Below are 22168 nucleotides of genomic sequence, written 5' to 3'. Positions count from 1 at the left end.
GCACGCGGGGCTACTCCCCGGGATCCAGCCCCGGCAGGAACTCGATGCCGGTTCGCTGCACCAGCTCGCGGTAGCTGATCGGTTTGCTGGCACGGGCTTCGTTGGAGTTCTCGACCCAATGGCCCCAGGCCCTGTTCACCCCGGCGTCGTACACCAGCTTGTAAAGGTGCGAAGGCACCCATACCCGCCCCTTGCCGATGACCTGCGCCCCGCTGCGGCCATACACCGGCCCCGTGTAGACGTACACCGGCCCCTTGGCACGCTTGACGTACTGGCGCGTCGCCTTCTCGATGTCAGCCCAGACGCCGCGATTGTTCTCGGGTGCCTGGGGAACCATGTTCGCAAGGGAGAAAGACTGTGCCATCGCCTGCGCCGTGGGCATGTCGGCCGCCGGCGCCATGTGCCCTCGGTCGTAGCCCGAGCCCTTGTAGTCCTCCAGCGTCGCGCGCTCGGCCTGAGGCAGCCGGGCGTCGGCGAAGAACCTGTTCGTGCGCTGCTCGTCGGCAGCGTCCTGCAACTGGGCGACGGTCAACCGCTCGACCGCGAACACGGGTGTCTTCGTATGGCCGGAATGCAGGATGGCGAAGGCGTCGTAGCACAGGTCGCGCGGCAACCTGGCCTGCAGGTCCGGCACGCGCGGCAGCTGTCCTGGAAAGAATTCCCGGCACTTGTCGAAGCCCGTGACCGGCTCCGCCGTTGTCGCGACCGCATCCGGCTTGGGCGCTGTGCCTTGGAGCTTGTCCTTGTCGCAGGCGACAAGCACCAGCGCGCACGCCGCGGCCAGGAAGAGAGGAAAGGTTTTCGTCATCATCGTTCGCGAACTGCCCGGCACCTGCTTCAGGAACTTGAAGGGGCTGCTCCGGCCCGGGAGCCGCGGCCCGTCACTGACTGTACCGGGTTCGAGGCCGGGCCTCGAATCGCAAGCCGACGCCGCCGAGCAGCGGGAGCCCGGTGGCCGCATCGCTCCATGCCGTGACGGCGATCCTTGGCTTGCCGTTCGTAGGAATGCGACGCTGAATGCTAACGGGAGCGCCCAACGAACGCCGCCCGCGCCGGCGCGTGGACGTTTCGATACCCACGCATCATTCCGTGCTTGGCTGCAGTCGCTGACCGGAGCGGACACGCACGTCTCCCCAGCAACGGAGACAGGTCCGGGACCGTGCAATCCGACCGTGCGGAGCATGATCTCCGGTCGGCGGATGCAGAAGAGAGGGCGGCTGCTGGTCCGGATGGCCGTGCCACCTTCCAGAAGCACCGCCAGGCCGGCCCGGGTCGTGTCCCGTCATGTGTGCAAGGCCACAACCCGCGCCTGCTGCCCGGAGCACTTGCCGGCATGCAGTCGCAGCCCCGCGCACGGCATTCCCGTGTCCGGCCGGGGGCTCCAGGAAGGACTGCCCCCTGCCCCATCGCAACTGGGCCGGCCGTTGCACCCGGTACGATCAAGGACACATCAACTGTTCGAAGGTCAGCCACCAGCGCCAGCCGGTGCATTGCCAGGAGTCGCCGTTGCAGTCCCTCGCCCCTTGCCCGTTCTGCACCCTGCCTGCGCAGCGTGTGCTCGCCGAACGCCCCACCGCCTGGCTGATCCGGGACGGTTTCCCGATCAATCCCGGCCACTGCCTGGCCATCCCGAAGCGCCACGTCGGCTCCTGGTTCGAGGCCACGGAGCAGGAGCGTGCCGATCTGATGTCGCTGCTCGACGAGGGCAGGCGTCTGGTGGACGCCGAGTTCAGGCCCGCGGCCTACAACATCGGCATCAACGACGGGCCGGCCGCCGGGCAGACCATCTCCCACCTGCACGTGCACCTGATTCCCCGCTTCCAGGGCGACGTCGCGGACCCGCGCGGCGGCGTGCGATGGCTCATTCCCGAGCGTGCCGACTACTGGTCCGGCCGCGCACGGGACTGAGGGCGTGTACGAGAAGCTGATCCGCGACCTGATCCCCGAACTGGCCCGTGCGGAGGGTCGGGAGCTGCAGGTGCGCGTGGCCCGGGACGCGGAGCTGGGCCGGCTGCTGTCGCGCAAGCTGATCGAGGAGGCGAGCGAGGTCGGCGAAGCACTGGCCACGGGCGATCGTGCGGCACTGGTGGAGGAGCTTGCCGACCTGCACGCCGTGCTGCAGGCGGTGGCGCACCGCCACGGCATCGCGTACGAGGAAGTCGTCGCGACTGCAGAACGCAAGGAGGCCAGGCGCGGCGGCTTCGACGCCGGCCTGGTGCTGGGCGAGCCGGCACCCAGGACGCAGCGGCTGCACGTGGGCGGCGGCCACACCCTGGTGGACGCGCTGCGGCACGAGCTGAAGCATTGCCGCGCCGCAGGCTTCGCCGTGGCCTTCGTGATGCGAAGCGGCCTGGAACTCATGGAAGGCGCGCTGCGCGCGGCGCTGCTGCGCGGTGCCGACATCCGCCTCCTCACCACCGACTACCTCGACGTCACCGAGCCCGAGGCACTGGAGCGCATGCTGCAGTGGAGCGGCCGCTTCGAGGCCCGGGTGTTCAGCCATCCGGACCGCAGCTTCCATCCCAAGGCCTACTGGTTCGAGCGTGCCGACGGCAGCGGCCGCGCCTTCATCGGCTCGGCCAACTTCTCGCGCATGGGCCTGCGCGACGGCGTGGAGTGGACCTGGTCGGTGCTGGACATCGATGCGGGCCACCCGATGGCCGAGATCCGCCACCGCTTCGACGAGCTCTTCCACCATGAGCACGCGCAGCCGCTCTCCCCCGGCTGGCTGCAGGCGTACCGCGCCCGGCGCGTGCCGCGCGCCTGGACCCCGCGCAAGGCCCCCACGCGCACGCAGCCACGGCCGGTGCAGTCGCTCGCCCTCAAGGAGCTGGAGCGGCTGCGCGCCGACGGCGAGACACGGGCGCTGGTGATCGCCGCCACCGGCCTGGGCAAGACGTTCCTGGCGGCCTTCGACGCCGCAGGGGCCGACCGGGTACTGTTCCTGGCCCACCGGGAGGAACTGCTGGTGCAGGCGGCCCGGGCCTATGCCGACCTCTACCCGGGCCGCACGCAAGGCTTCGTCATGGCCGGGCGCGAGGACATCGGGTGCGACATCGTGCTGGCCTCGGTGCAGACGCTTTCCCAGCCTCGCTGGCTGGCGAGCCCGGAGCTGGCACGCTTCGACTACGTCGTGGTGGACGAGTTCCACCACGCCGCGGCCGACAGCTACGCGCGTCTGCTGGACGTGCTGCAGCCGCGCTTCCTGCTGGGGCTCACCGCCACGCCCTGGCGCGGGGACAACCGGGACCTGATGGCACTGTGCCATGGCAACGTGGCCTACGAGGTGGGCCTGTTCGACGCCATCGGCTACGGCTGGCTGGTGCCGTTCCGCTACTTCGGCGTGGCCGACCGCATGACGTACACGAGCGAGATGCTCACCGGCGCGGGAACCTACGACACCGAGCAGCTGACACGGGCCTTCAACACGCCCGAGCGCGCGGCGCTGGCGCTGGAGAAGTACCGTGCCCACCCGTCGCGCGCCGCGCTGGGCTTCTGCGTTTCCATCGCGCACGCCGACTTCATGGCGCAGGCCTTCAGCGCCGCCGGCATCCCGGCCGCCCCCGTGCATTCCGGGCCGGGCTCGACGCCGAGGCAGGAAGCCATCGACCGGCTCACGAGCGGCGCGCTGCGCATCCTGTTCACGGTGGACCTCTTCAACGAGGGCGTGGACATCCCCTGCGTGGACCTGGTGCTGTTCCTGCGCCCCACGGAGTCCATGGTGGTGTTCCTGCAGCAGCTCGGGCGCGGCCTGCGCCTGGACGACGGCAAGCAGCACCTCACCGTGCTGGACTTCATCGGCAACTACCGCCGGGCCCACTACAAGCTGCCGTTCCTCGTCGGCGGGCACGGCGAGGACACGGCCAGCGCCAGCACGGCGCTGGAGGTGCTGCAGCGCTGGCAGCAGGGCGTGCGCCCCGAGGGCATGCCGGAGGGCGTCACGGTCGAGCTGGAGCCCGTGGCGCTGGAAGCCCTGCGCCAGAGCCTGCGCACCGCCTCGCCGCTGCGTGCACTGGTGCTGGAGGACCTGCGTTCCCTGCACGAGCGGCTGGGCCGCATGCCGACGCTGGCCGAGGTCGAGCGCCTGGGGCGGTACGGACCCAGACAGTGCAAGCAGGCCCTGGGCTGCCGGCGCTGGCACCAGGTGGCCGTGGCCCTGGGCCAAGCCGACGAGGCCGACATGGTGCTCGACGTCCAGGCCGGTGCCTTCCTGGAGGAAGTCGAGACGACCAGGATGACGAAGTCGTTCAAGATGGTCGTGCTGCTGGCCATGCTGCAGGGGCCGCACTTCCAGGCCGCCATCGGCATGGAGGCTCTGGTGGCCTTCTTCAGGCACTACTTCGCCGAGGAGCGGCACCGGCTCGACATCAACGGCACGGACGTGCAGGAAGGCGAGGCGGCGAGCGACGCCACCTGGAGCGGCTACCTCCTGTCCAACCCGATCAACGCCTGGGTCGGCGGCAACACCGGCAAGCCAAGCCCCTACTTCGCCTTCGACGAAGCCACGCGCGAGTTTCGCTACATCGGCCCACAGCCCGATGACCCGGAACCTTTCCGCGCAGCGTTGCTGGAGCGCGTGGATTGGCGGCTGGCCGAGTATTGGGGCCGGCCATCACCGGGGCGGTTCGTGTTTTCGGTGATTCCGACAGCCAGTGGCAACGGCCTGTGCGTGATGTTCCGGGACGGCACGAACCGCGCCGGGCTTCCGGACGGCTGGCATCCGGTGCGCATCAACGGCCGCTACGCCTACGGCAAGTTCGTGAAGATAGCGCTCAACGTTCTCAAGGTCACACCGACCGACGACTCCTCGGAGCCCAACCTGCTGACCGAAGAACTGCGGCACCTGCTCGGCGTAGCCGATGGCGATGTCCGGGGCAAGCGTCTGCGCGTGCGTCTGGTACCCCTCCCGGCCGAGGGCTCCTGGAGCATCGAGGCCGCATAAGCAACTTCGGAACATGGAGCAGATCAAACGCGCGCCACGAGGCAAGAGGATGGAAGCCGAGCACTGCTGGAGAAATCCCATGGCACGTTACGGCTTAGGGCCGCCGGAAAGCTCAAGGCATCCAAACACAGCTTCACGGACTGCGATCGATTATCCTGCCAAGCATTGGCAGCTGGACTTTACTGATATTTCCCGAACAGGCACGAGACAAACGATCTTATCCGGCACCACATCTGCTGCCGGCACATATCCTTGCCGCAAGAGCACTACCCTTTTGCACGAAACTACATAACAGCCAAACCAGGACAGGCATGTCGACAAGGTACATAACAAACAACGGCACCAACGCCGATCACCTCACGCTGATCAACCGCTGCTTCGCTTCGGCAGAACGCTTCGATTGCATGATTGCATTTGCCAAGGAATCCGGCTTCTCGACAATCATTGAAAAACTCAGGAAGGCATTGGAGCGCGGAATCACTGCTCGCTGCGTCATCGGTCTCAGCTTCCATCAGACTGAGCCATCCGTATTGGCTCAGTTGCTGAGCCTCTCGAGCCAGCATGACCTCACGCTGTACATAAGCCATCCGGAAAGCAGCGTTACCTTCCACCCGAAGGTCTATTGCTTCCGTGGAAAGACCAGCTCAAGGATCGTGATCGGGTCCGCAAATCTCACGAACGGCGGCCTTCGCACGAACCACGAGTCATCGATCTTCATCGAGGACTCTGCAGGGAGCATTGCCAAGGAGATATCGTCCCAGATTGACAGGCTGATCAGCTCGAATGCGATCATCGAGGCGCGACAGGAAGAGCTGGAAGCGTATAAAAAGAAGTATCGGCTGTTCCGAGTTCACCATCGCATTGCAGATGCGAAGGCCAGGAAAGCCCTGCAATCCTCCACCAGTCCCTCTTCCGTGCTCCACGAGATCCTCCGGGAAATTAAGAATGACGAGACAGACAACGGCTTCGACAGCCAGGTCGAAAGACGCCTGCGCTCCAGGAACAAGGCAAGGGTCAGACTGGCGCGGATCAGGAACCTTACCGGCATAAATGCGCGAAGGTTTCTAGAGCATTACGAGCAGCTCACATCGGGGCTCTGGCACTCCGGTGGCCTCCACAGAGGCAAGAACATCGTGGCGACGAAATCCAGGGTTTTCCAGATGGCACTGCAGGACCTCCATGGCAGGAAAGGACTTACGCCGAGCGAGGCATATCGCCTTCTTCACGAGCGATTTTCCGGCGTGAACAACGCCGGCGTGAACGTGATCACGGAAATACTCCATACCATCGACAACGAAAAATTCGCGGTGATGAACCAGAACTCCGTGGCCGGGATGGAGACGGCAGGATACACCGGCTTCCCGGCGAAGCCGACAAAAAGGAACGTGGACGCGGAGCTGTACGAGCAGTTCTGCAGCAGTGCCAGTGCGGTCCGCGACAGTCTCGGACTCGGAAACTTCACCGAACTGGACACGCTGTTCAACTACACCTACTGGAATTAGCCAGAGCGGGACAACCGCTGCCGCTCCCTCCGGCTGGCCCTGACCCAGCTGGCACGGGATTCGCCATGTCTGTGGTCTGTGGGCGTCGAGCCTCGCTCGCCGCGCCACAGCACGGGAGCAACATGGCTGACATCGTCGAGCCGGCAACACGAAGCCGGATGATGGCCGCTATCCGCGGCAAGGACACCCGACCTGAAATGACCGTGCGGCGATACCTGCACGCGGCAGGACTACGCTACGTCGTGCATGACCGCACGCTCCCTGGCACGCCGGACCTTGTATTTCCCGGACGCCAAACGGCCGTCTTCGTGCACGGGTGCTTCTGGCACCGTCATCCCGGCTGCCGGTACGCGACGACGCCGGCGACGCGCCAGCAGTTCTGGGAAGACAAGTTTGCGACCAACGTGAGCCGCGATCGACGCGCGACGGATGCCCTAGAGGCAGCAGGCTGGACGGTGATCACCGTGTGGGAATGCGAGACGCGGTCACCCTGCTTTCTTGAAGAATTGACCCGTAGGCTGAAGGACGTCCCACTGGTCAGGCACAGAAGGCTTAGCGACCGCCCAGGCAAACGTCGATCAACTCGAGCAAGCCGCGCCCCCTGAACCGCCCTCGTTAGGCTCCACGATCCCAGCAGACCGTTCTGCGATGTCGGAATCTCTGCGAACCTGCAATCTCGCGGGCAGCAGTATCCGTGCTCTCCGGGGAGGGGAAAGTAAAGCGTTCCCACACGATCCTATCCAATCGGCAGCTTACGGCAGCAATCTTCGCTGCTGTCTACAACCCCGTACCCAACTGTCGTGCCGGCGGTTGTAACATACCTTTACGTACCAGCAGCCTGTCGGCATGACGATCGACTCCTAGCTTGCGATGCCTGCCGCTGTCCCGACGGTGCGCAGGTAACGTCCGCGGTGTTGGCCAGGAAGTTATCCGTCCGCTCTCCGGTCATGCTACCGGACAAGGTCGCTGCGGGTGTAGCAGCAGACCAGCGTCCGGGCACACGGCCGAAGTTACCGCAGATGCTCCCCCGAGCCGTTAGGCCAGCACGAGTTGGCCGCGGAGGTTGCCGTGGGTCCGAGGCCCCGCCACTCTTCGCCGAGAACCCGTCAGGTGACGGACGACCGCCTCCATAACGGGTGGGCAGACGCCGTTGCCCAGCATCTTGACTTGGTCGCGCCGCGAGCCGTGGGTGAAACGGTACGAAGACGGGAAGCCCATGGCCGCACGGAGTTCCTCGACATGCAGCATTCTCAGGTATGGTTCCGCTCCCTTCCACGTAACTAGGCCGAATCGGTCGAGCGTCGTGAGCGTCCTGATTGGGCGGTCCAGCGGCTGCCACCCGCCTGCGCCGTCAGTTCCGTAGTAGACAATCAGAAAAGGTACGCCAACGCCCAGCTCCGCGATCGCCCTTTCGGCGCGTGCGATGGTGGCCGCAGCTCTCTTGTCGCGGTACAACGGACGCGAAGGCCACCTGTCGGTGAGGTCCACGAACGACCGTGCCGGCTTGTGAACCATTCCTGTCGGAAGCGGAACAGGAGTTGGCTCCGCGTGCCTCTCGCACAGCAGGAATAGACGGCTACGCGTCTGCGGGACGCCAAAGTCTGCTGAATTGATGACCTGAGGACACACCCCGTACTCCAGCTCGTGCAGCTTGCCGATCAAGGGCCGGTAGCCGAACCACTTACGCATCTCGACAACGTTCTCGATAACAATCCAGGTGGGCTTGAGATCCTCAATGAAATTGAATATGTAGTTCGCGGACTGGCGGCTTTCCTCGCAACGGGGAGCGTTGCCCTTTGCAACTGAATGGTTGGTGCATTCCGGCGAGGCAAGCAGGAGATCGACCTTCTTCCGTCTCAGGAACGGATCCGGTCGACTTTCGGCATGGAGCCGCTCGGCGATCGCATGAACATCCGGATGGTTGTCCTTGAGAGTCCGGGTCGCGAGTTCCCAGGCATCGATCGCGCCCACGAGCGTGGCCCCGGCCTGGACAGCTCCCTGACTGGAGCCGCCAGCGCCGCAGAAGAGGTCTAAGGCATGTATGCGCATCCATGGGATTGTGCCTTTTTCGCCGGGAAGACGGCTAAGGCCGACCACTCCGGACACCTCTTTGCGGTCTCTTGGCTCGCCCATTGAAGTCGGCCGACTGGGGCAGGACGCCAAGCAGCGGGTCGCAGGCATGGAAACCGCCTCTACGGCTGCATCCGGAAGACCATACAGTGGGACACCGTTCTGGCGGATCTACGGCCCCCTGAATGAAGCGACATGCTCGTTCCCTAGCCACGGTATCGCTCTAGGTACGGCACGCAAGCACAACTCGGGCATGAAGGTCCCTGGCAGCACAACCTTGCTGCAGCTCCCGGTCAGGCCAGCTCTGGAATCCCTGCAGAAGGGGCTGAGAATGTTGAGCCCATTACAAGTTCGCGGCACTCCGGCTTCTTGGCCCATTCAGAGATAAGCCGCCCGTTCGCGCTCCGTACAAGGATGTCGTTTACCTCACCGGCCCAGACCTGGATCTGCGCCATGAGTTCACTGGAGAGTGACTGCGTGTTCCAGACGCGTTCAAGATCGATACGCCCCCCCAGCCTGTCCGCCAACACCGAGACGGTATAGGCTGCGATGTTTGCCTGACCAGCCTTGAACGCACCGCGTGAATACTTTGCAGTCTCCCGGAAAATCTTGGCCTTTGCGATCATTGCCTTGTAATCGCCAGCGGTCGGCAGCGGTGGTTCGGAGCCGTCCGAACCCGCCAGTGATTCCATGAACTTGTCAAAGTTCTTCTGCGAGCCTAGGCTGACGATGTCCGGACGCCTGTCCCAGGCGACAAGGTATTTCGCCAAATCGGTCTTGGTGATGCGTCTGGACAGCGGAATGGTTTCCTTGAGCACCCTCAGCCTTGCATCCGTGTTGCCTTCGCGGGCAAGCATCGTGTTGTAGCTGCCAGCTGCCCGTTCGTAGAACCAGCGTCCGACGCCATCGGGACAATACACGCGCAGTGAAAGTCTCTCGACCTCGATGTGGAAAGGCTTGTTCGCCGACAGATCCGACTGCCGCACCGCGTTCTGGGTGTTGGCGTAGCGAGAGATGTCCGAGATGAGGGCCTCTTCACTAGCTGGGTCATCGTCCCTCTTCATCACGATGATCTTGGCCGGTACGCGCACCTTCGACAGATCGGTCTGGGTGTGCTTTCTCTTGGTGAAGTAGATCGATGCCGTCGTCTGGCCGCCGTTCACGATTTGCAGACCCTTCAGCCACGAGACACCCGTCACTCCAGCTCCTGCATCGGCAAGCCGCATTTCGTCGGCAACGATGACAATGCCGTTGTTGTAAGCCATGAAACGGCCTGGTGCCGAGCGTAGCGTGCCCTGGATGCCAGCATTGACGCCTTTTGGCCTGACGCTGAGGAACGAGCGCACATTGGCCTCCAGCAGTCGGGGACCGAACTTCTCGTAGAGGAGACGCAGTGCCTCGCCAGGAATGGCTGTCAGTGCGTAATCGCAGTCCTCGGTGCCACCAGGCACAAACACGCAGGGTATCGGGCCGCCGGAGATTTCGTTGAAGTCGACCACTAGCTCGTCGCGTGGTTTTCCCTCGGACCAGTGCCGGTGCAGCCGCTGGATGTCCATCACCTCTAGCCGCACCGCCTTGCCGCCAATCTCACGGGTCTGGAAAGACTTTGACTTGGCAACCTTATCGGTAAGCACGAACACGCGTATCTGCTCTAGGTCGTTATAGATGCTCCGGACCGTCTCAGCCAGAGACCGAGCATCATGGGTCTCGTCAAGTTCCTGGGCGAGCCGTCCTTCGGCACACAGCGAAAGAAAGCGGACGCACTGCTCCACGACTGCCTTCGTATCGGTATCGGACACGGAAACGAGTTCCTCGACACCCTCGTAGAGGCTGGCGAACAGGTCAAGCCGATCCATTTCCTCGGACAGCGCGTATCCATCAAGCCGGAGCTTGTGACGCCCGATCCTGCACGAGACCCTGCATGGCTGAGGATCGGACGTCATGCCGATGTCCTCCATGTGCTGGGTCACCTTTTCGAAGAAGGCGTCCTCGGCAAACGTCTGTGCTTTTACCTCGGCCTGGAGGTCACACAGGAAGTCTTGCAATTCCATGGTCAGAGGATTCCCAGTTTCTTCAATGCGTCGTGAAGCAGGATTGCCGGTCCGGGGACAGCAGCAAGATCAATGTCGTACATAGCGCTCAGCACACCAGGGGGCATGAGCGAAGGGGTAAGGCGTGGGAACCCGGGTACTACCTCGAAGATCGAAGTCTTGTCCGTAATGAACTTGCGTGCGTAACGATCGGCATGCATGTCGAGGTAACCCGCAGCGAGTAGCCGGTCGGACAGGAGCCGTCGCGCCTCCGGATCGCCCGCGGTAGCGGTACGAGCATCAGCAATCACCTCCGGAAGGGCTTTGCCCGAGGCAGCGAGCCGTAAACGTCGGCCGGCGACGAACAACGGCTTGCGTGTGGAGTCGTCGAGCTGCTGCAGTGACCCAATGCGCGCGGGCATGCCGGCCGTCGAAAGTGTGGTCTTGGCTTCGATCGCTCCGGTACCGAGTTCGAAATCCTGGATGCCGCCCAGAGGGCCGACCCAGGCCTCCGCCGCCGTCGCCACTGGGACACCAGCAGCGACGATGTCCGACATCAACTTCAGCTCGCCGACAAGCCCGATCTCCGACTCCGGCGTGAGGGACCCTCCATCGCGCCGCATGAACTCCTGCCAAGCGCGTACCCGCCCCAGGAACACGCGCAGCATGCGAGTGCACCCACTGCCGCTCTCCGCATCAAGGGCATAGGTCATATCGCGTGCCATTGCGAGGAACAGTTCTTGGCTGCCCGACGCCGCACGGGTTAACGCGAGCCACGTTCTCCCGTCGCCGTGCAGGTCAAGGCGTTCCACGTTGAAGCCATGTCCGCTGGGAAGGTTCTCGGCGGCCGGTAGCGTGACCGTGCCGAAGCACGCCAGAAGTGCCTCTTCGTTACCAGGCGCGCGCCTGCCTGCAGCTAGCGGACACATGCCCGCAGGCGCAATGGGTATCGTGCGCCAGCCCGATCCTCCAGGGCCTGATAGGGACCGCCACGCAAGAAGGAACTCGTCACTCGGACGGACCATAATCCTCCCACGTGTAGTGATCGACTTGGTACTTGACCGTCACATCAACCAACCGGCTTGACGGGAAGCTGATGCCAAAGGCGATGACGGGCTCCTTGCGCGCCTCCAAAGCCTTGCATTCCGACTTGCCTGGATCCAGTGGATAGAGCAGCAAGAGTCCGCGCTCAGGAGTCCCGGGAATGCCTGCTCCACTACCCAGGCCCCGTACACGACGGACGGCCCGGCCACTAGGGATATCCGGTCGCACCTGCGGCTCGCCAGTATTGCGCCTTGCGGGAGCAGCTTCAAACGCAGCACAGGTGATATCGAGAGCTGCCTTCCACGCCTTTTCGTCCAGATCGATGGCCTCGTCCCGTGGGGAGAGCAGCCGACCGATGGAATAGCGATCTGGCTTGCTTACCTCGGCCTTGCGCTTGAGCGTCCCGTCAATGTGCACGCCGCTTTCAAACGTCCAGGGATTGCCATCGCCTCCCCCAAGCATCGCGACTGTCCACGAGGTGAGTTCGCCCCTCCTGCACATCGCGCGCACGAAGCCCGCCAGCAGCACGCTGTTGACCTTGCGAGCCGCGGGATGCGTCACGTAGGCATCGAGGAAATCGGCCACGAGGTCAGCAGACACTCTGTTCCAGAGTGCTCCCACCCACTTGTGGTCCCCGCTCTCGCGTCTCCTCAAGATCGTTGGGCTTTCCGAGGGCTTCCCCATCGCCGCAAGCAGTTCCTCCGTAGCACGCAGGTTGGTGTCCAGCGGGGCCTTGTCCTTGTGCAGAGCGACGGTCTCCAGTAGCTCTCCGCTGAACGAAAGCTGCAGCGGCTTGGCGGTCCTCATTTTCAGGGGAGAGGTCACCAGCATGACTGGATGCGACCTCACCTTGAGACCGTAGTCCATGGGCGTTGCGCCGCGCTCGGACATGTCCTCAAATTCCGCGCGCAGCTCTTCCGAGGCATCCGCAATGTGGCCAAACCACTCAACGAGTTCCGGTGTCGTGTAAAGCCTGCAGAGGTCGACGTAGCCGGGGCGGTAGCCGAACCAGCGCCCCATCTGCATCAGCGTGTCATACATTTTCGTTGTCCGGACGAAGTAGCTGACGCACAGTCCCTCGAGAGTCAGACCGCGGGACAGCTTCTCGCCGCCGACGGCAATCACCTTCAATCCCGTGCCACGTCGCTCTTCATAGTCAAGAGCGTCCTTGGCCGAACCATTGATCATGCGCACCTCGATGTCCGACAGAATGTCTGCCAGGACCGAGCGGATTTCCTCCCATGACGGAACACGTGTCTCGCCATCGCCCTCTCCCAGAAGTGGGGCGATGGCGTTGCTGGTAGGGACAAAGTCCCGCTCCCACTGTGTCCTGAGCTGCTCCAGCAAGCCGGAGTCATCGATGCCGCGGGTGATCTGCTGCCGCATTCTCAGCACCGTCGCCCTAACCTGCTCGACCACACGTTTCTGCACTTCGGTCAGCCGAGTCACGTGGATCAGCATCGACGAATGCTCCGACCGCTGCCCACGACAGCTGCGCGCCGCGCACGCTAGGACGAATGCCCGGATAGCTTCCTTGAGCGAGGGCGGGGGCGTTTCCTGGCCGGCGAATACCGGGAGGTGGGCCTTGTCGTGCTTCGGGGGCATCCAGCCACCCGGCGCATCCTCGTTCACATTGTCCCGGAACTCCCGCATCAACGGCAGGCCGCCCTCGCGCCCATCCTCGGTGCACCGACCAAAGATGCGCGCCGGACCGACGTAGTTCGACGGTGCAGCGAGGTTGATGATGAACGACTGGGGAAAGAGGTCCGGTCCTTCGTGGACCGTGCTTCCCCGGCGATGGATAAAGATGTTTGCGAACGGGGTGGCGGTGTAACCGACGTAGGCCTTTTTCTCGAAGGAGTGCAGGATCCTTCGGATTAGACCATTGATCACCTTCGGCTGGTGTTCCTCGTCAGGCTTACCGTCAGCGTCGAAATGCTGCTCGCCAGTGTCCACTGATGCATGGTCCGCCTCGTCATCAATGACGAGCAGCGGCAGGTTCGAAACCACCCGCCGGCCGGTTACCGCATCCGTTGCATCGGTAACGTGTGCACGGATCCATCTGAGGAGTTCCGTCAGTACCGTCTTCTGCTTCTTGACAACGAAAAGCCAGGGGCGCTCCTCCGGCGAGATGCCGATGTGCCTAGCAGCACTTGCCTTGAAGTCGCCATCGTCCGCCCTGGTCGTCGCGCAATTAGGCCTGATCCTCGGGTCACTGTCGATCTCGGCGACACCGATGGGTCTCACCTTGTCCCGATCTGCAGAGGTCTCGAAACCGAGGAAACCTTCCTCCAGGCGGATCTGGGTCTGGGACCGGAGGTTGTTGTGCAGGCCGGCCAGCACGATGATGATCTTGTAGCCAGCATCAGCAGCCTTGCAGACGAGTCCAGAATAGCTCGCGGTCTTGCCTGACTGGACATGCCCAACGACCAAGCCACGACGGTCCCATGCCCCGGGACGTCTCGGATCCTCCAGTTTCGCCAGGATGCCGTCAGTGGACTCGTCAAGTCCGCCCACTACCTCAACCGAGAGCTTGCGCTCCAGGTAAGCCCGATAGCGGTTCCAGTACCGCCAGTCTTTCTTGCGCTGCGCGTTGAGCCAAGCAACGTGTCCTTCGCTGTCTTGAAGCGAGGAGTCCCGGCCGACCCAGTGGCTGAACCGGCGCACGAGTTCAGCGGCCGCTGCCTCCACATCGATGCCGTCGGGAAAGGAGCCTGCGAGGATAGCGGCCGCGACCCTTGTCTTCTCCAGGATGAGAGCAGCCGTGATCGGCGTCCTCTCCTTCTCCGCCTGCAGCATCGTCTGCGCGATGGTCATCACGTGGGCCAGGGCCCTGTCGTTGTCGTTCTCGTTCATCGAGCTTTCAACCAATCCTTGTCCGGTCATTGCTGCTATTGCCACGCAGGGAGGCAACAAGCGCGGGATAGTTCTGGAACGGTTCCGTGGCCATGAGCAGCCGCTTGGCCGCCTCGTCGCTCATGCCGCGGCGCCCTACCATGTCCGCGTAGAGGATGCCTGCGATGCCAACTATGGTCTCGTCGGGTTCACCGGCGAACCCGGTCCGCGGTGTCTCACGGCCTTCTGCCGTGTCCAGCCAGATGCGCTGCACGGGAACCGTTTCCTCTATGACACGCAGCATGGCACGCACGAGCGGACAGATCTCACCGGCGACTTCAAGTACGGCCGCGACGGCAGGATGCTTCTCGTCAATTCGATAACGCGTGCCGGACCGCGTGCGAACGGCCTGCCAGGCCGGTTCAACAGCTCCGCCCCTGGGTCCCGTTACTGGAGAGCCGCGGAATGCGAAGACCTTGCGGGCACGCTCTCGCGTCCTCTCGGCCAAGTCGGTGAGCCAGGGTCGCAGGGACACCGGCGGTCGAGCGGAGGACTTCCGAATGTCGATCTTCCAGGCGGCGTCGGCGGTGTTCGGGATGTCCAGTCGTATGCGCGCCAGCCGGTGGGCCTCCTCGCGGTTCCACGCCCGTCCGGTACCCAGTCCGAGCCATCCGCCCGCAACCAGCAGACGCTGGTTGCGATAGACATAGAAGCCTTGCTGGGCAGTCCAGCCTTCCGGTCCCGCCATTTTCGTGAACTCGTCGGCGCTGAGTCTGTCCTGATGCGGAAGGACATGGCATTCGACCTCGACAGGACCCGCGACGGTGAAAGTGCGCGCCAGCGACGATGTCCACGGCTTGGCCGGGCTGCCGGTCATGAACGGGTCCCAGGGCTCGACTCGACGTCTGTTGATCAAGAGACGAAGCCTGGGATGGCTGCCCTCGAGCAGCCGATGGAACACCATGGCCAGATGGGCCTCGACCCGGTCGATCATCGCGAGGAAATCGTCGGGGGTGTAGCCAGGGGTGACGACCCGATCCAGGCATTCCCAGAGCACGAGCGTCCCGTGGCAACGTTCCCGAATCGGAGCAAGGCACTCTTCCGATCCTTCTGCAGGCCCCTCGAACAGGAGCCAGTCCGTCCCTGACGTGGCGGCCAACGCATCGAGGTCCCAGCGCAGGCATGAGATGACGCCAGCCTTCGAAGAAGCGACGGTTAGCCGGCGGCACTGCGAGAGCGACGCGGTCTTGAGTCCCATCCCGAACCGGCCGAGGTCACCGGGGTGCCGGACCTGCAACGGGTTCTTGTCGCCAAGCCGCATGGCGCTCTCGAGTTCACCGTCGTCCATCCCCCGGCCATCATCGAGTATCGAAATGCGGCTCCGTGCACCGTCCCAGTGGAAGTCCAAGAGCACCTCGGACGCGCCAGCGGACACGCTGTTGTCGATGATGTCCGCGAGAGCAGCTCCTGTCGAATAGCCGAGGCCGCGGAGCGACTCCAGCATCGCACCGGCCCGGGGCGGCGCGCTTCGGGTCCCTTGCCTCATCGCCAGTAGCCTTTTCCGGGGCAGTGCTCGAAGCCCGACATGACAAGTCGGCGCTCCAACGTCCGATGTGCGGTGGTGGTCACCTTCGCGAGATGCACCCAGACAGGCCCTCCCTCCGGTCTCCCGTCGTCGACACCCACGCCAAGCGCCACGGCCTTTGCCAGCAGCCGATCAAGCACGGCGGACCCGTGTGCTTTTTCCTTATCAACACGGCCGCCTTGCTCTGCCGGAGTGCTGCGCGACGCACCAAGGTTGCCATGCACGCTGTGTTCTGAAGCAGCACGATCCGCGCTCTTCGTCAGCAACCCTGCGAACCGCGCATCAGCCAGACGCCGTAGCTGCTCAAGCGCCTTGGCCTCGACCTGCCGCACACGTTCGCGAGATACGTCGAATCGCTGGCCGATCTCCTCCAGCGTCATGTCTTGTTTCACGCCGAGGCCGAAACGCATGCGGACGATCCGAGAAGACTTGACACTCAGACTGTCGACGAGCCGCGATAGCTCCCGTGCCAGCTGCTTTGACGCGGCATGCTCGAGAGGATCGGTGTCACTTTCGGCTCTGGCATTCGAGGACTGAGTGACTTCGTCGATGTCGATCGACGGTAACGACGCGTTCATGTAGAGGGCTGCCTTTGCCGGATCGAGGCCCAGGATGCGCGCGAGTTCGGCGGTGTCCGGACGCTCCCCGCTTGCTGCCTCTCGTGTCCTCGCCTCGCGGTGCAGAGCCATCGCTGCGTCATATGCATGTGAGGGCAGGCGCACGAGCAGAGCGGATTCGGAAACGCAGTGCGCGACCTGCTGCCGAATCCACCAGGTCGCCATCGTCGAGAACCTGTAGCCCCGGCGCCAGTCGAACTTGTCGACGGCCCGGACAAGGCCAATGTTTGCTTCCTGCAGTAGATCGTCCAGCAGGACCCCGCTGCCCATGTACCGTTTGGCAACAGAATAGGCAAGCTTGAGATTGGCCTGCACGAACTGGTCACGCGCTGCCTTCAGGCTGCGCACGCCGTCGGCAAAGGCACGTGCGGGCCCCGAGGAATCCAACAGCGCTTGGTCAGCGAGACCGAGCAAGAAACTTGGCTGGAGCCCCAGCGAACGCAGAGTGTCGCGCATGGAAGCAATTGACCAAGTATCTGTAGCTTCCTCGCGCAGCATGCCAATGCGACCAATGCCTGCAAAGAAGTTGTCGGCGTCGTCGGCGATAGCTTCCTTCGCCAGCTCCACGTCATCCTGTTCTCTGAGAGCATCGCCATCGCTGCATGCCTTTCCAAGCGGGATGACGTCGTCCTCACCGCCTCCACCGCTGTCACTCATTCCCTCCGGATCGGGAACGGTGTCGCGGGGTCCCACTGCAATCCAGCGCAGCGACCGTACGCCGCTTCTCACAGCCTCGGCCCCCTCCACGACCCTGTCGAGTCCTGCCGGCCACAGCGCCAGCGCGCCGATCATTGTCGACACGGCCTCCTCCATGGCCTTCGCGAGGGCCACTTCTTCGGCAGGATCGAGAAGTCCGAAGCGCTGCGCCTCGCGCATGTAGTGGCGCATCGGATCGGTCCAGTGCGACTCGATGTTGTCGAGCAGGTTCAAGGCCTCCGAGAGAACCTCTTCCTCGTTGGGAGTCTCGACTGGATCCACCAGAATGGTGAAGTCTTCCTCGCGCGACGCATACTCGTCCCGCTCGTCCGTTTCCGCGCCCAGATCGCCCAGGACGAGAAGCAGGGCCTTTTTGAAAGCGAAGGCATCAGCCTCATCCTGCCCTTGACATAGCCGCTCGATTTCCAGAAGGGGAACACTGCCTTCGCGAAGCGCGCGCAGCAGGACGCCACGCACCCCTGCACGCCTGTCCAGTTCATAGACATCGCGCGTCTGTATCGCGCGTTCGGGGAGAAACGCCTCGACGTCGTCCCAAGACGCTGATGAATCCACGGGTCGGTGGTCGCCGATCGCATGCTGGACGCTCGCCGCAGCGCACATCACGGTCTCGTCGTTGGACGGGGGAGGCATGTCCGCTTCAGCTACCCAACCTGAAAGATCAAGGTCATCCCAGGGATCCGTCTCCGGGAGGTCAGCGTCGGGGGCTGCCGTGGTCACGATGCCGGCATTCGCATCGAGCGGGGAGTTTTCGGATGCAGCGGCCTTCCGGACCTCGCCAGGAGGCTCTTTGTCCAAGAGGATCGTTCCGCTGGAAACGTCCAGGGCGCATGCTGATGCGGAGGGAGATGTCGAACGCATGATTGCGGCAGACAGGATGTCCACCACTTCCCGTGCGTCGCCGATCCGGGCATGCGCAAGTGCATCGTTGCCCTCGTTGTCGACCAGCCAGATGTCGACCCCCGCATCGAGCAGCAGCCGGCAGATCTGCACCTTTCCTCTGGATGCAGCGATCATCAGCGGAGTACGCCCCAGCTCGTCGCGGGCGTTCATGTCGTCTCCCCGGCTGATGTGCAGGCGCACCGCGCTTTCGATACCACCTCGGAGAGCGATCTTCAACAGATGTCCAATGGCGCGCGGTGCCAGGACGACCTCAGGAAAGGTCAAGTACGCCGCTCCAGGGCACAAAACGTGCACATCCAGACAAGAGCTTGTCCAGCATGCCGTGCTCGGCGTTTCTCTTTACGGATGGCGGGCTTCAACTGCACTCTCCCGTCCTTTTCAGTTTCTGCTGCCTCGGATACCGTTTCAAATTGTACAGAAGGTGGAAGAACTCTTCGACTGCAATGAATGCTCTAGGAGCTAAATGCAGGGCTTCCAGAGGGGGCCCCGATATGAGCCCCCCCTATACGGAGTGGGTCAACGAATGGTCGTGCAGCTTGGCCTCTGCATCTCCTGGCAGCTCGTGAATACACCGACTTCCTGCTCGTCTAAAACCGCATCCCGTCCGGAAAGGGCAGCCAGCCGAGTTGGCCTCATGGTGTCGATGAAGCCCGCTGATCACGAACGAGCAGGGTTTGGGCAACATCATGAGGAGCTGAACCGCCTTATGAGGGATGTCCCTGAGCTTCCGGGCGGAATCCGACGGGCAATGGGTAGAAGGCTTGGATGTCCCTGAGCTGGCTGGGCGTGAACTGGAAAAGCGGTCACCTCGCCACGCCGGCTCCCTGACCCTGCACTTGGCTGGGTCGGTCCCTCGAAAATGCAGCCGGTCTTACGCGAGCCCGAAGACTCCAGGCGCCATGCGCAACCTCTGCTGCAGGCAGCAGGAATACAGTGGCAAGCGTCCGCCACAGCTCAAAACGTTACCGGCGGCGGTAGAGGCCGCGCGAAACTCCCTTCGCTACCTGCAGGTATCGAGCCTGCAAAGCCTTCACCGGGCCTGGCCCGCTGAAGTCCGGCAGCCGCCGGCGTTGCGGTCGTTACCCGCCCTGAAGTCACCGGGCCATCGCCCGGACTGGCCGCCCATGCGGCCCGAGATCGTGTCCTGCCGTCGGCAGGACCTGGAGTGAAACCGGCGGACCGCCCGGTCCGCCGGACATGTGCCCGGCAGCCACGGTGCCTCTCGCACCGTCGGCCTGCCGGCACCGGGCACGGCCCCGACGTTGGCGTCGAGGGCCTGGCCTTCCATGGCGCGCCTCGCGGCCGCGCCATCGAGCCGCCCGGACCCTCGCGGTCCGGGCATCCCGAACGGGGAACCATGTTCCCCGGTGGGAGCAGGCGTTCCCCTTCGCCCCGTGAAGGAGAACGCGATGTTCGCACCCCGTGTAATGCGAGAGACACGGCCGGTAGGCGTCCTGCTGGGCGGCTCCGGCCGTCCCCTGCCCCCGTGCACGCCTTCGGCGAGGACGGCCGCGCTGCTGGCGCCCGCCCGGCCCCGTTGCCGGGAGGTGCCCGTGGCGTCCGGCCGCCGGCCGGCGGAGGCGGTGGCGTGATCGACGTCTACCGCAGGCGGATCGCCACCATGGTGGTCCGGTTGGCCAGGGAGGATCCCGAACTGGTCAAGGAGGTGATCGCCCGCCTGCGCCGGGACCGCGAGATCGAGTCCGACGACCTCGTCTACCTGGAGCGGATCGCGGACGCCTGGATCCGCGTCGCCGCGGACAACCGCCGGTCGGCCCGCCACTGACCGGCCGGAGCGGACGCGGGGCCGGCCCGGACCCTCCGGCCGGCCACCGCGTCGTCATCAACCCCGAGGGGAGTTCGCGCTCCCCTGCCGGGGTGCGCGGCTCCTCCATGACCGGAGACCTTTCATGAACAGGCATGGAGCCGACCCGCGCGGCCGCGCGGGCCCCGTCGAGATGGAGGAAGAGCGGGCCTGGGTCCGCTTCTACCGGCTGGCCGGCGATCCGGCCATGGCCGCGGAGATCCTGGCGCTGCTGGACACGGACTGGCACGCCAGGCACGAGCACATGGCGCTCTACCTGCTCTGCCGGGAGTCCCTGCGCTCGCACGCCATGCGCAGGGAGCGCGACCGGCGCGTCGGCCGCTTCGTGCGGCTGGCCTGCACGACGCTCGTCGTGACCCCGCTGCGGGCACTGCGCCGGGCGGTGACGCACGGCACCGACCTGGCCGTCGAGTGCCTGCCGGAAACCGCCCCTGCCGAGCCGGCGGTCGCGAAGCTGCGCCAGCTGGATGCCGATGACCGGCAGGCGCCGGCCGCCAGCGACGCGCCGCTGCCGGCGCCGCCCGTGGAGGAGATGCCCGCCGCGACGGGCACCGACGCCACCGGGCCGGCGTGAGGCCTGCGCCGATGGCGGCGCGGCGCATGCAGCCGCCGGGCCTGCCCCGGGGCCCCGTGCCCCGGGGCATCCTTCACCAGGGCCGTTCGCAGCGCGCCCGCGCCCGGTCGATCAGGGAATGCAGGTAGCGGGTCTCCCGCGAGACGCCCCAGTAGTGCGCCTTGCAGCGCGCCACGTAGGCATCCAGGTCGGCCAGCGTGCGGATGCCGGCCGGCTCGATGTCGGTGAGCCTGAAGAACAGGTCCCTCTCCGGGCGCGTGAGCCGGATGTGCTGGCCGAGGCGGATCATGGCGGTGGCATGCATGTCGGGGATGAAGGGCATCTTCACGCGATCCGGCCGTGCCATGCAGGGCATTTCCGATGCATGCGTAACGACTTCTACAGCGCGGCTGCAGTGCGACTGGACTGCCGGTGCAGTCCGACCTGTGCGTGATGGACGAGCGGGCCCACCGCACCGGCAGGCAGGGCTCCACGTGCTGCCCGCAATCCCGCCACCACGCCTGCCCTTGCGCGTGGCGCCGGCGGCGCCGCGAGACCCGGCAGGCCGTCCGGCGCGAGACTGGCGGTCCCTACTGATCCCCGGATCAGCCTCCCGCTGGAGGTTCCTGGCCCAGCCAGGCGTCGCAGTCGATACCTGCCCCATCCTTCGCGCGCCCAGGCGCGCGCCCCGCACGGGAACCTCGTTCCCGCCGGGGAGCGGCGTTCCCGTGCTCCATCACGGAGAACGCCATGGAGAAGCTGTCATTGCTGTCGCATGCGGAGCTGGTCGCCGCGCTTCTGGCGCCTGCCGCTCCCGAGGACGTCATGCGGGCCGCCCGGGCCGACGTGCAGGCGCTGGCCTGCCGCGACGGCGCGGTCGATGCCGCGGGCACGGGCGAGGCGCTGCTGGACCACCGCCTGGCCGTCGCGCGCGAGCTGCTGCTGCGGCGCCTGCGGGCGCGGCTGTGCACCGGCCCGCTGGTGGAGTCGCCCCAGGTGCTGCGCGACTGGTTGCGCCTGCACTTTGCCGGTCTGGAGCACGAGGTGTTCGTCGTGCTGTTCCTGGACACCAGGCACCGCCTGATCGACGCGGTGGAGATGTTCAGGGGCACGCTGACGCAGACCTCGGTCTACCCGCGCGAGGTCGTCAAGGGAGCCCTGGCGCGCAACGCCGCCGCGGTGGCGTTCGCGCACAACCACCCGAGCGGCTCGGTCGAGCCCAGCCACGCCGACGAGTTCCTGACGCAGCGCCTGAAGGCGGCGCTGGCGCTGGTGGACGTGCAGTCCCTCGACCACCTGATCGTCGGCGCCGACCAGGTGGTCTCGTTCGCCGAGCGCGGACTGGTCTGAGGGCACGGCGCGGGGCGCTCCCCGCCGTGCCGCGGGCGGTGTCCGCCCTGGACGGGCCTCGAGGCCCTTCCAGGGCGGTCCCGCCTGCGCCAGCGCGGTTCCCTGCCCCGCGCCTGCCACCGGCCTCGCGCGGGAGCCGGCCTCGGCGACGGCGACTGCGCCACCGGGGCCGCGCCCGGCCTGCCGGTCCCGCCGCGC

The 22168-nt window shown here is 64.9% G+C and carries 15 protein-coding genes; 7 read left to right on the top strand and 8 right to left on the bottom strand.

The genetic code is table 11. The features are described from left to right. Window positions 1-10: 10 nt before the first annotated feature. On the bottom strand, window positions 11-808 hold the full coding sequence (locus H537_RS45500) for a DNA/RNA non-specific endonuclease (protein ID WP_441293987.1): 798 nt from the start codon (window positions 806-808) through the stop codon (window positions 11-13). 698 nt (window positions 809-1506) lie between these two features. Here H537_RS45500 and H537_RS55910 point away from each other — a divergent pair. The 4 genes from H537_RS55910 (at window position 1507) to H537_RS51535 (ending at window position 7049) form a co-directional block, all read left to right on the top strand. After that, window positions 1507-1908 carry an HIT family protein gene (locus H537_RS55910; protein ID WP_029000087.1) on the top strand — a complete coding sequence of 134 codons (402 nt, stop codon included), beginning with the start codon at window positions 1507-1509 and terminating at the stop codon, window positions 1906-1908. Between the two features lie 4 nt (window positions 1909-1912). Beyond that, entirely contained in the window at window positions 1913-4942 is a 3030-nt protein-coding gene (locus tag H537_RS45495) for a DEAD/DEAH box helicase family protein (RefSeq protein ID WP_051243243.1), read from the top strand. 311 nt (window positions 4943-5253) lie between these two features. Further along, window positions 5254-6444, top strand: coding sequence for a phospholipase D-like domain-containing protein (locus H537_RS0125385; protein WP_051243242.1), 1191 nt, complete (start codon window positions 5254-5256; stop codon window positions 6442-6444). 122 nt (window positions 6445-6566) lie between these two features. Continuing rightward, complete coding sequence (locus H537_RS51535; protein WP_084150943.1) at window positions 6567-7049, top strand: very short patch repair endonuclease; 483 nt, start codon at window positions 6567-6569, stop codon at window positions 7047-7049. A 430-nt stretch (window positions 7050-7479) separates the two neighbouring features. Here the strand turns inward: H537_RS51535 and H537_RS45490 are convergent, their stop codons facing one another. The 6 genes from H537_RS45490 to H537_RS49695 all read right to left on the bottom strand — a co-directional run bounded on the left by H537_RS45490 (window position 7480) and on the right by H537_RS49695 (window position 18506). Next, complete coding sequence (locus H537_RS45490) at window positions 7480-8493, bottom strand: DNA cytosine methyltransferase (protein ID WP_051243241.1); 1014 nt, start codon at window positions 8491-8493, stop codon at window positions 7480-7482. A 314-nt stretch (window positions 8494-8807) separates the two neighbouring features. Next, a complete protein-coding gene (locus H537_RS0125375; RefSeq protein ID WP_029000085.1) occupies window positions 8808-10565 on the bottom strand; it encodes an AIPR family protein in 1758 nt (585 codons plus the stop codon). Between the two features lie 2 nt (window positions 10566-10567). Then, window positions 10568-11569 (bottom strand): PD-(D/E)XK motif protein, encoded by a 1002-nt coding sequence (locus H537_RS0125370; protein WP_029000084.1) that lies wholly within the window; start codon window positions 11567-11569, stop codon window positions 10568-10570. Then, on the bottom strand, window positions 11553-14444 hold the full coding sequence (locus H537_RS0125365) for a Z1 domain-containing protein (protein WP_029000083.1): 2892 nt from the start codon (window positions 14442-14444) through the stop codon (window positions 11553-11555). Before H537_RS0125365 ends, H537_RS0125370 begins: the two co-directional genes overlap by 17 nt. A gap of 7 nt (window positions 14445-14451) precedes the next feature. Then, complete coding sequence (locus H537_RS0125360) at window positions 14452-15927, bottom strand: ATP-binding protein (protein WP_043459965.1); 1476 nt, start codon at window positions 15925-15927, stop codon at window positions 14452-14454. A gap of 38 nt (window positions 15928-15965) precedes the next feature. Continuing rightward, window positions 15966-18506, bottom strand: a complete 2541-nt coding sequence (locus H537_RS49695) for a sigma-70 family RNA polymerase sigma factor (RefSeq protein WP_156901930.1) — start codon at window positions 18504-18506, stop codon at window positions 15966-15968. Between the two features lie 1324 nt (window positions 18507-19830). Here H537_RS49695 and H537_RS0125350 point away from each other — a divergent pair. Together H537_RS0125350 and H537_RS0125345 are read left to right on the top strand one after the other, a co-directional pair. After that, window positions 19831-20028: a hypothetical protein gene (locus H537_RS0125350; protein WP_029000081.1), complete on the top strand. Its 198-nt coding sequence runs from the start codon at window positions 19831-19833 to the stop codon at window positions 20026-20028. Between the two features lie 124 nt (window positions 20029-20152). After that, window positions 20153-20641: a hypothetical protein gene (locus H537_RS0125345; protein WP_029000080.1), complete on the top strand. Its 489-nt coding sequence runs from the start codon at window positions 20153-20155 to the stop codon at window positions 20639-20641. 73 nt (window positions 20642-20714) lie between these two features. Here the strand turns inward: H537_RS0125345 and H537_RS0125340 are convergent, their stop codons facing one another. Beyond that, entirely contained in the window at window positions 20715-20987 is a 273-nt protein-coding gene (locus tag H537_RS0125340) for a hypothetical protein (RefSeq protein ID WP_238446796.1), read from the bottom strand. Window positions 20988-21370: 383 nt separating this feature from the next. On the opposite strand from H537_RS0125340, the gene radC reads away from it, so the two are divergent. Further along, window positions 21371-21970, top strand: coding sequence for a RadC family protein (gene radC, locus H537_RS0125335; protein ID WP_051243239.1), 600 nt, complete (start codon window positions 21371-21373; stop codon window positions 21968-21970). Window positions 21971-22168: the final 198 nt, after the last annotated feature.

The sequence above is a fragment of the Azohydromonas australica DSM 1124 genome (genome assembly GCF_000430725.1).
In the GTDB taxonomy this organism is placed as follows: domain Bacteria; phylum Pseudomonadota; class Gammaproteobacteria; order Burkholderiales; family Burkholderiaceae_C; genus Azohydromonas; species Azohydromonas australica.
The sequence above is the reverse complement of the archived record's forward strand: the minus strand, read 5'-3'. Positions and strand labels throughout refer to the sequence as shown.

Bases quoted from the DNA above. Each gene is read 5' to 3' on its own strand.
- H537_RS45500 (WP_441293987.1), bottom strand. From the start codon at position 808: ATGACGAAAACCTTTCCTCTCTTCCTGGCCGCGGCGTGCGCGCTGGTG.
- H537_RS0125385 (WP_051243242.1), top strand. From the start codon at position 5,254: ATGTCGACAAGGTACATAACAAACAACGGCACCAACGCCGATCACCTC.
- H537_RS51535 (WP_084150943.1), top strand. From the start codon at position 6,567: ATGGCTGACATCGTCGAGCCGGCAACACGAAGCCGGATGATGGCCGCT.
- H537_RS45490 (WP_051243241.1), bottom strand. From the start codon at position 8,493: ATGCGCATACATGCCTTAGACCTCTTCTGCGGCGCTGGCGGCTCCAGT.
- H537_RS0125375 (WP_029000085.1), bottom strand. From the start codon at position 10,565: ATGGAATTGCAAGACTTCCTGTGTGACCTCCAGGCCGAGGTAAAAGCA.
- H537_RS0125370 (WP_029000084.1), bottom strand. From the start codon at position 11,569: ATGGTCCGTCCGAGTGACGAGTTCCTTCTTGCGTGGCGGTCCCTATCA.
- H537_RS0125365 (WP_029000083.1), bottom strand. From the start codon at position 14,444: ATGAACGAGAACGACAACGACAGGGCCCTGGCCCACGTGATGACCATC.
- H537_RS0125360 (WP_043459965.1), bottom strand. From the start codon at position 15,927: ATGCTGGAGTCGCTCCGCGGCCTCGGCTATTCGACAGGAGCTGCTCTC.
- H537_RS0125345 (WP_029000080.1), top strand. From the start codon at position 20,153: ATGAACAGGCATGGAGCCGACCCGCGCGGCCGCGCGGGCCCCGTCGAG.
- H537_RS0125340 (WP_238446796.1), bottom strand. From the start codon at position 20,987: ATGGCACGGCCGGATCGCGTGAAGATGCCCTTCATCCCCGACATGCAT.
- radC (WP_051243239.1), top strand. From the start codon at position 21,371: ATGGAGAAGCTGTCATTGCTGTCGCATGCGGAGCTGGTCGCCGCGCTT.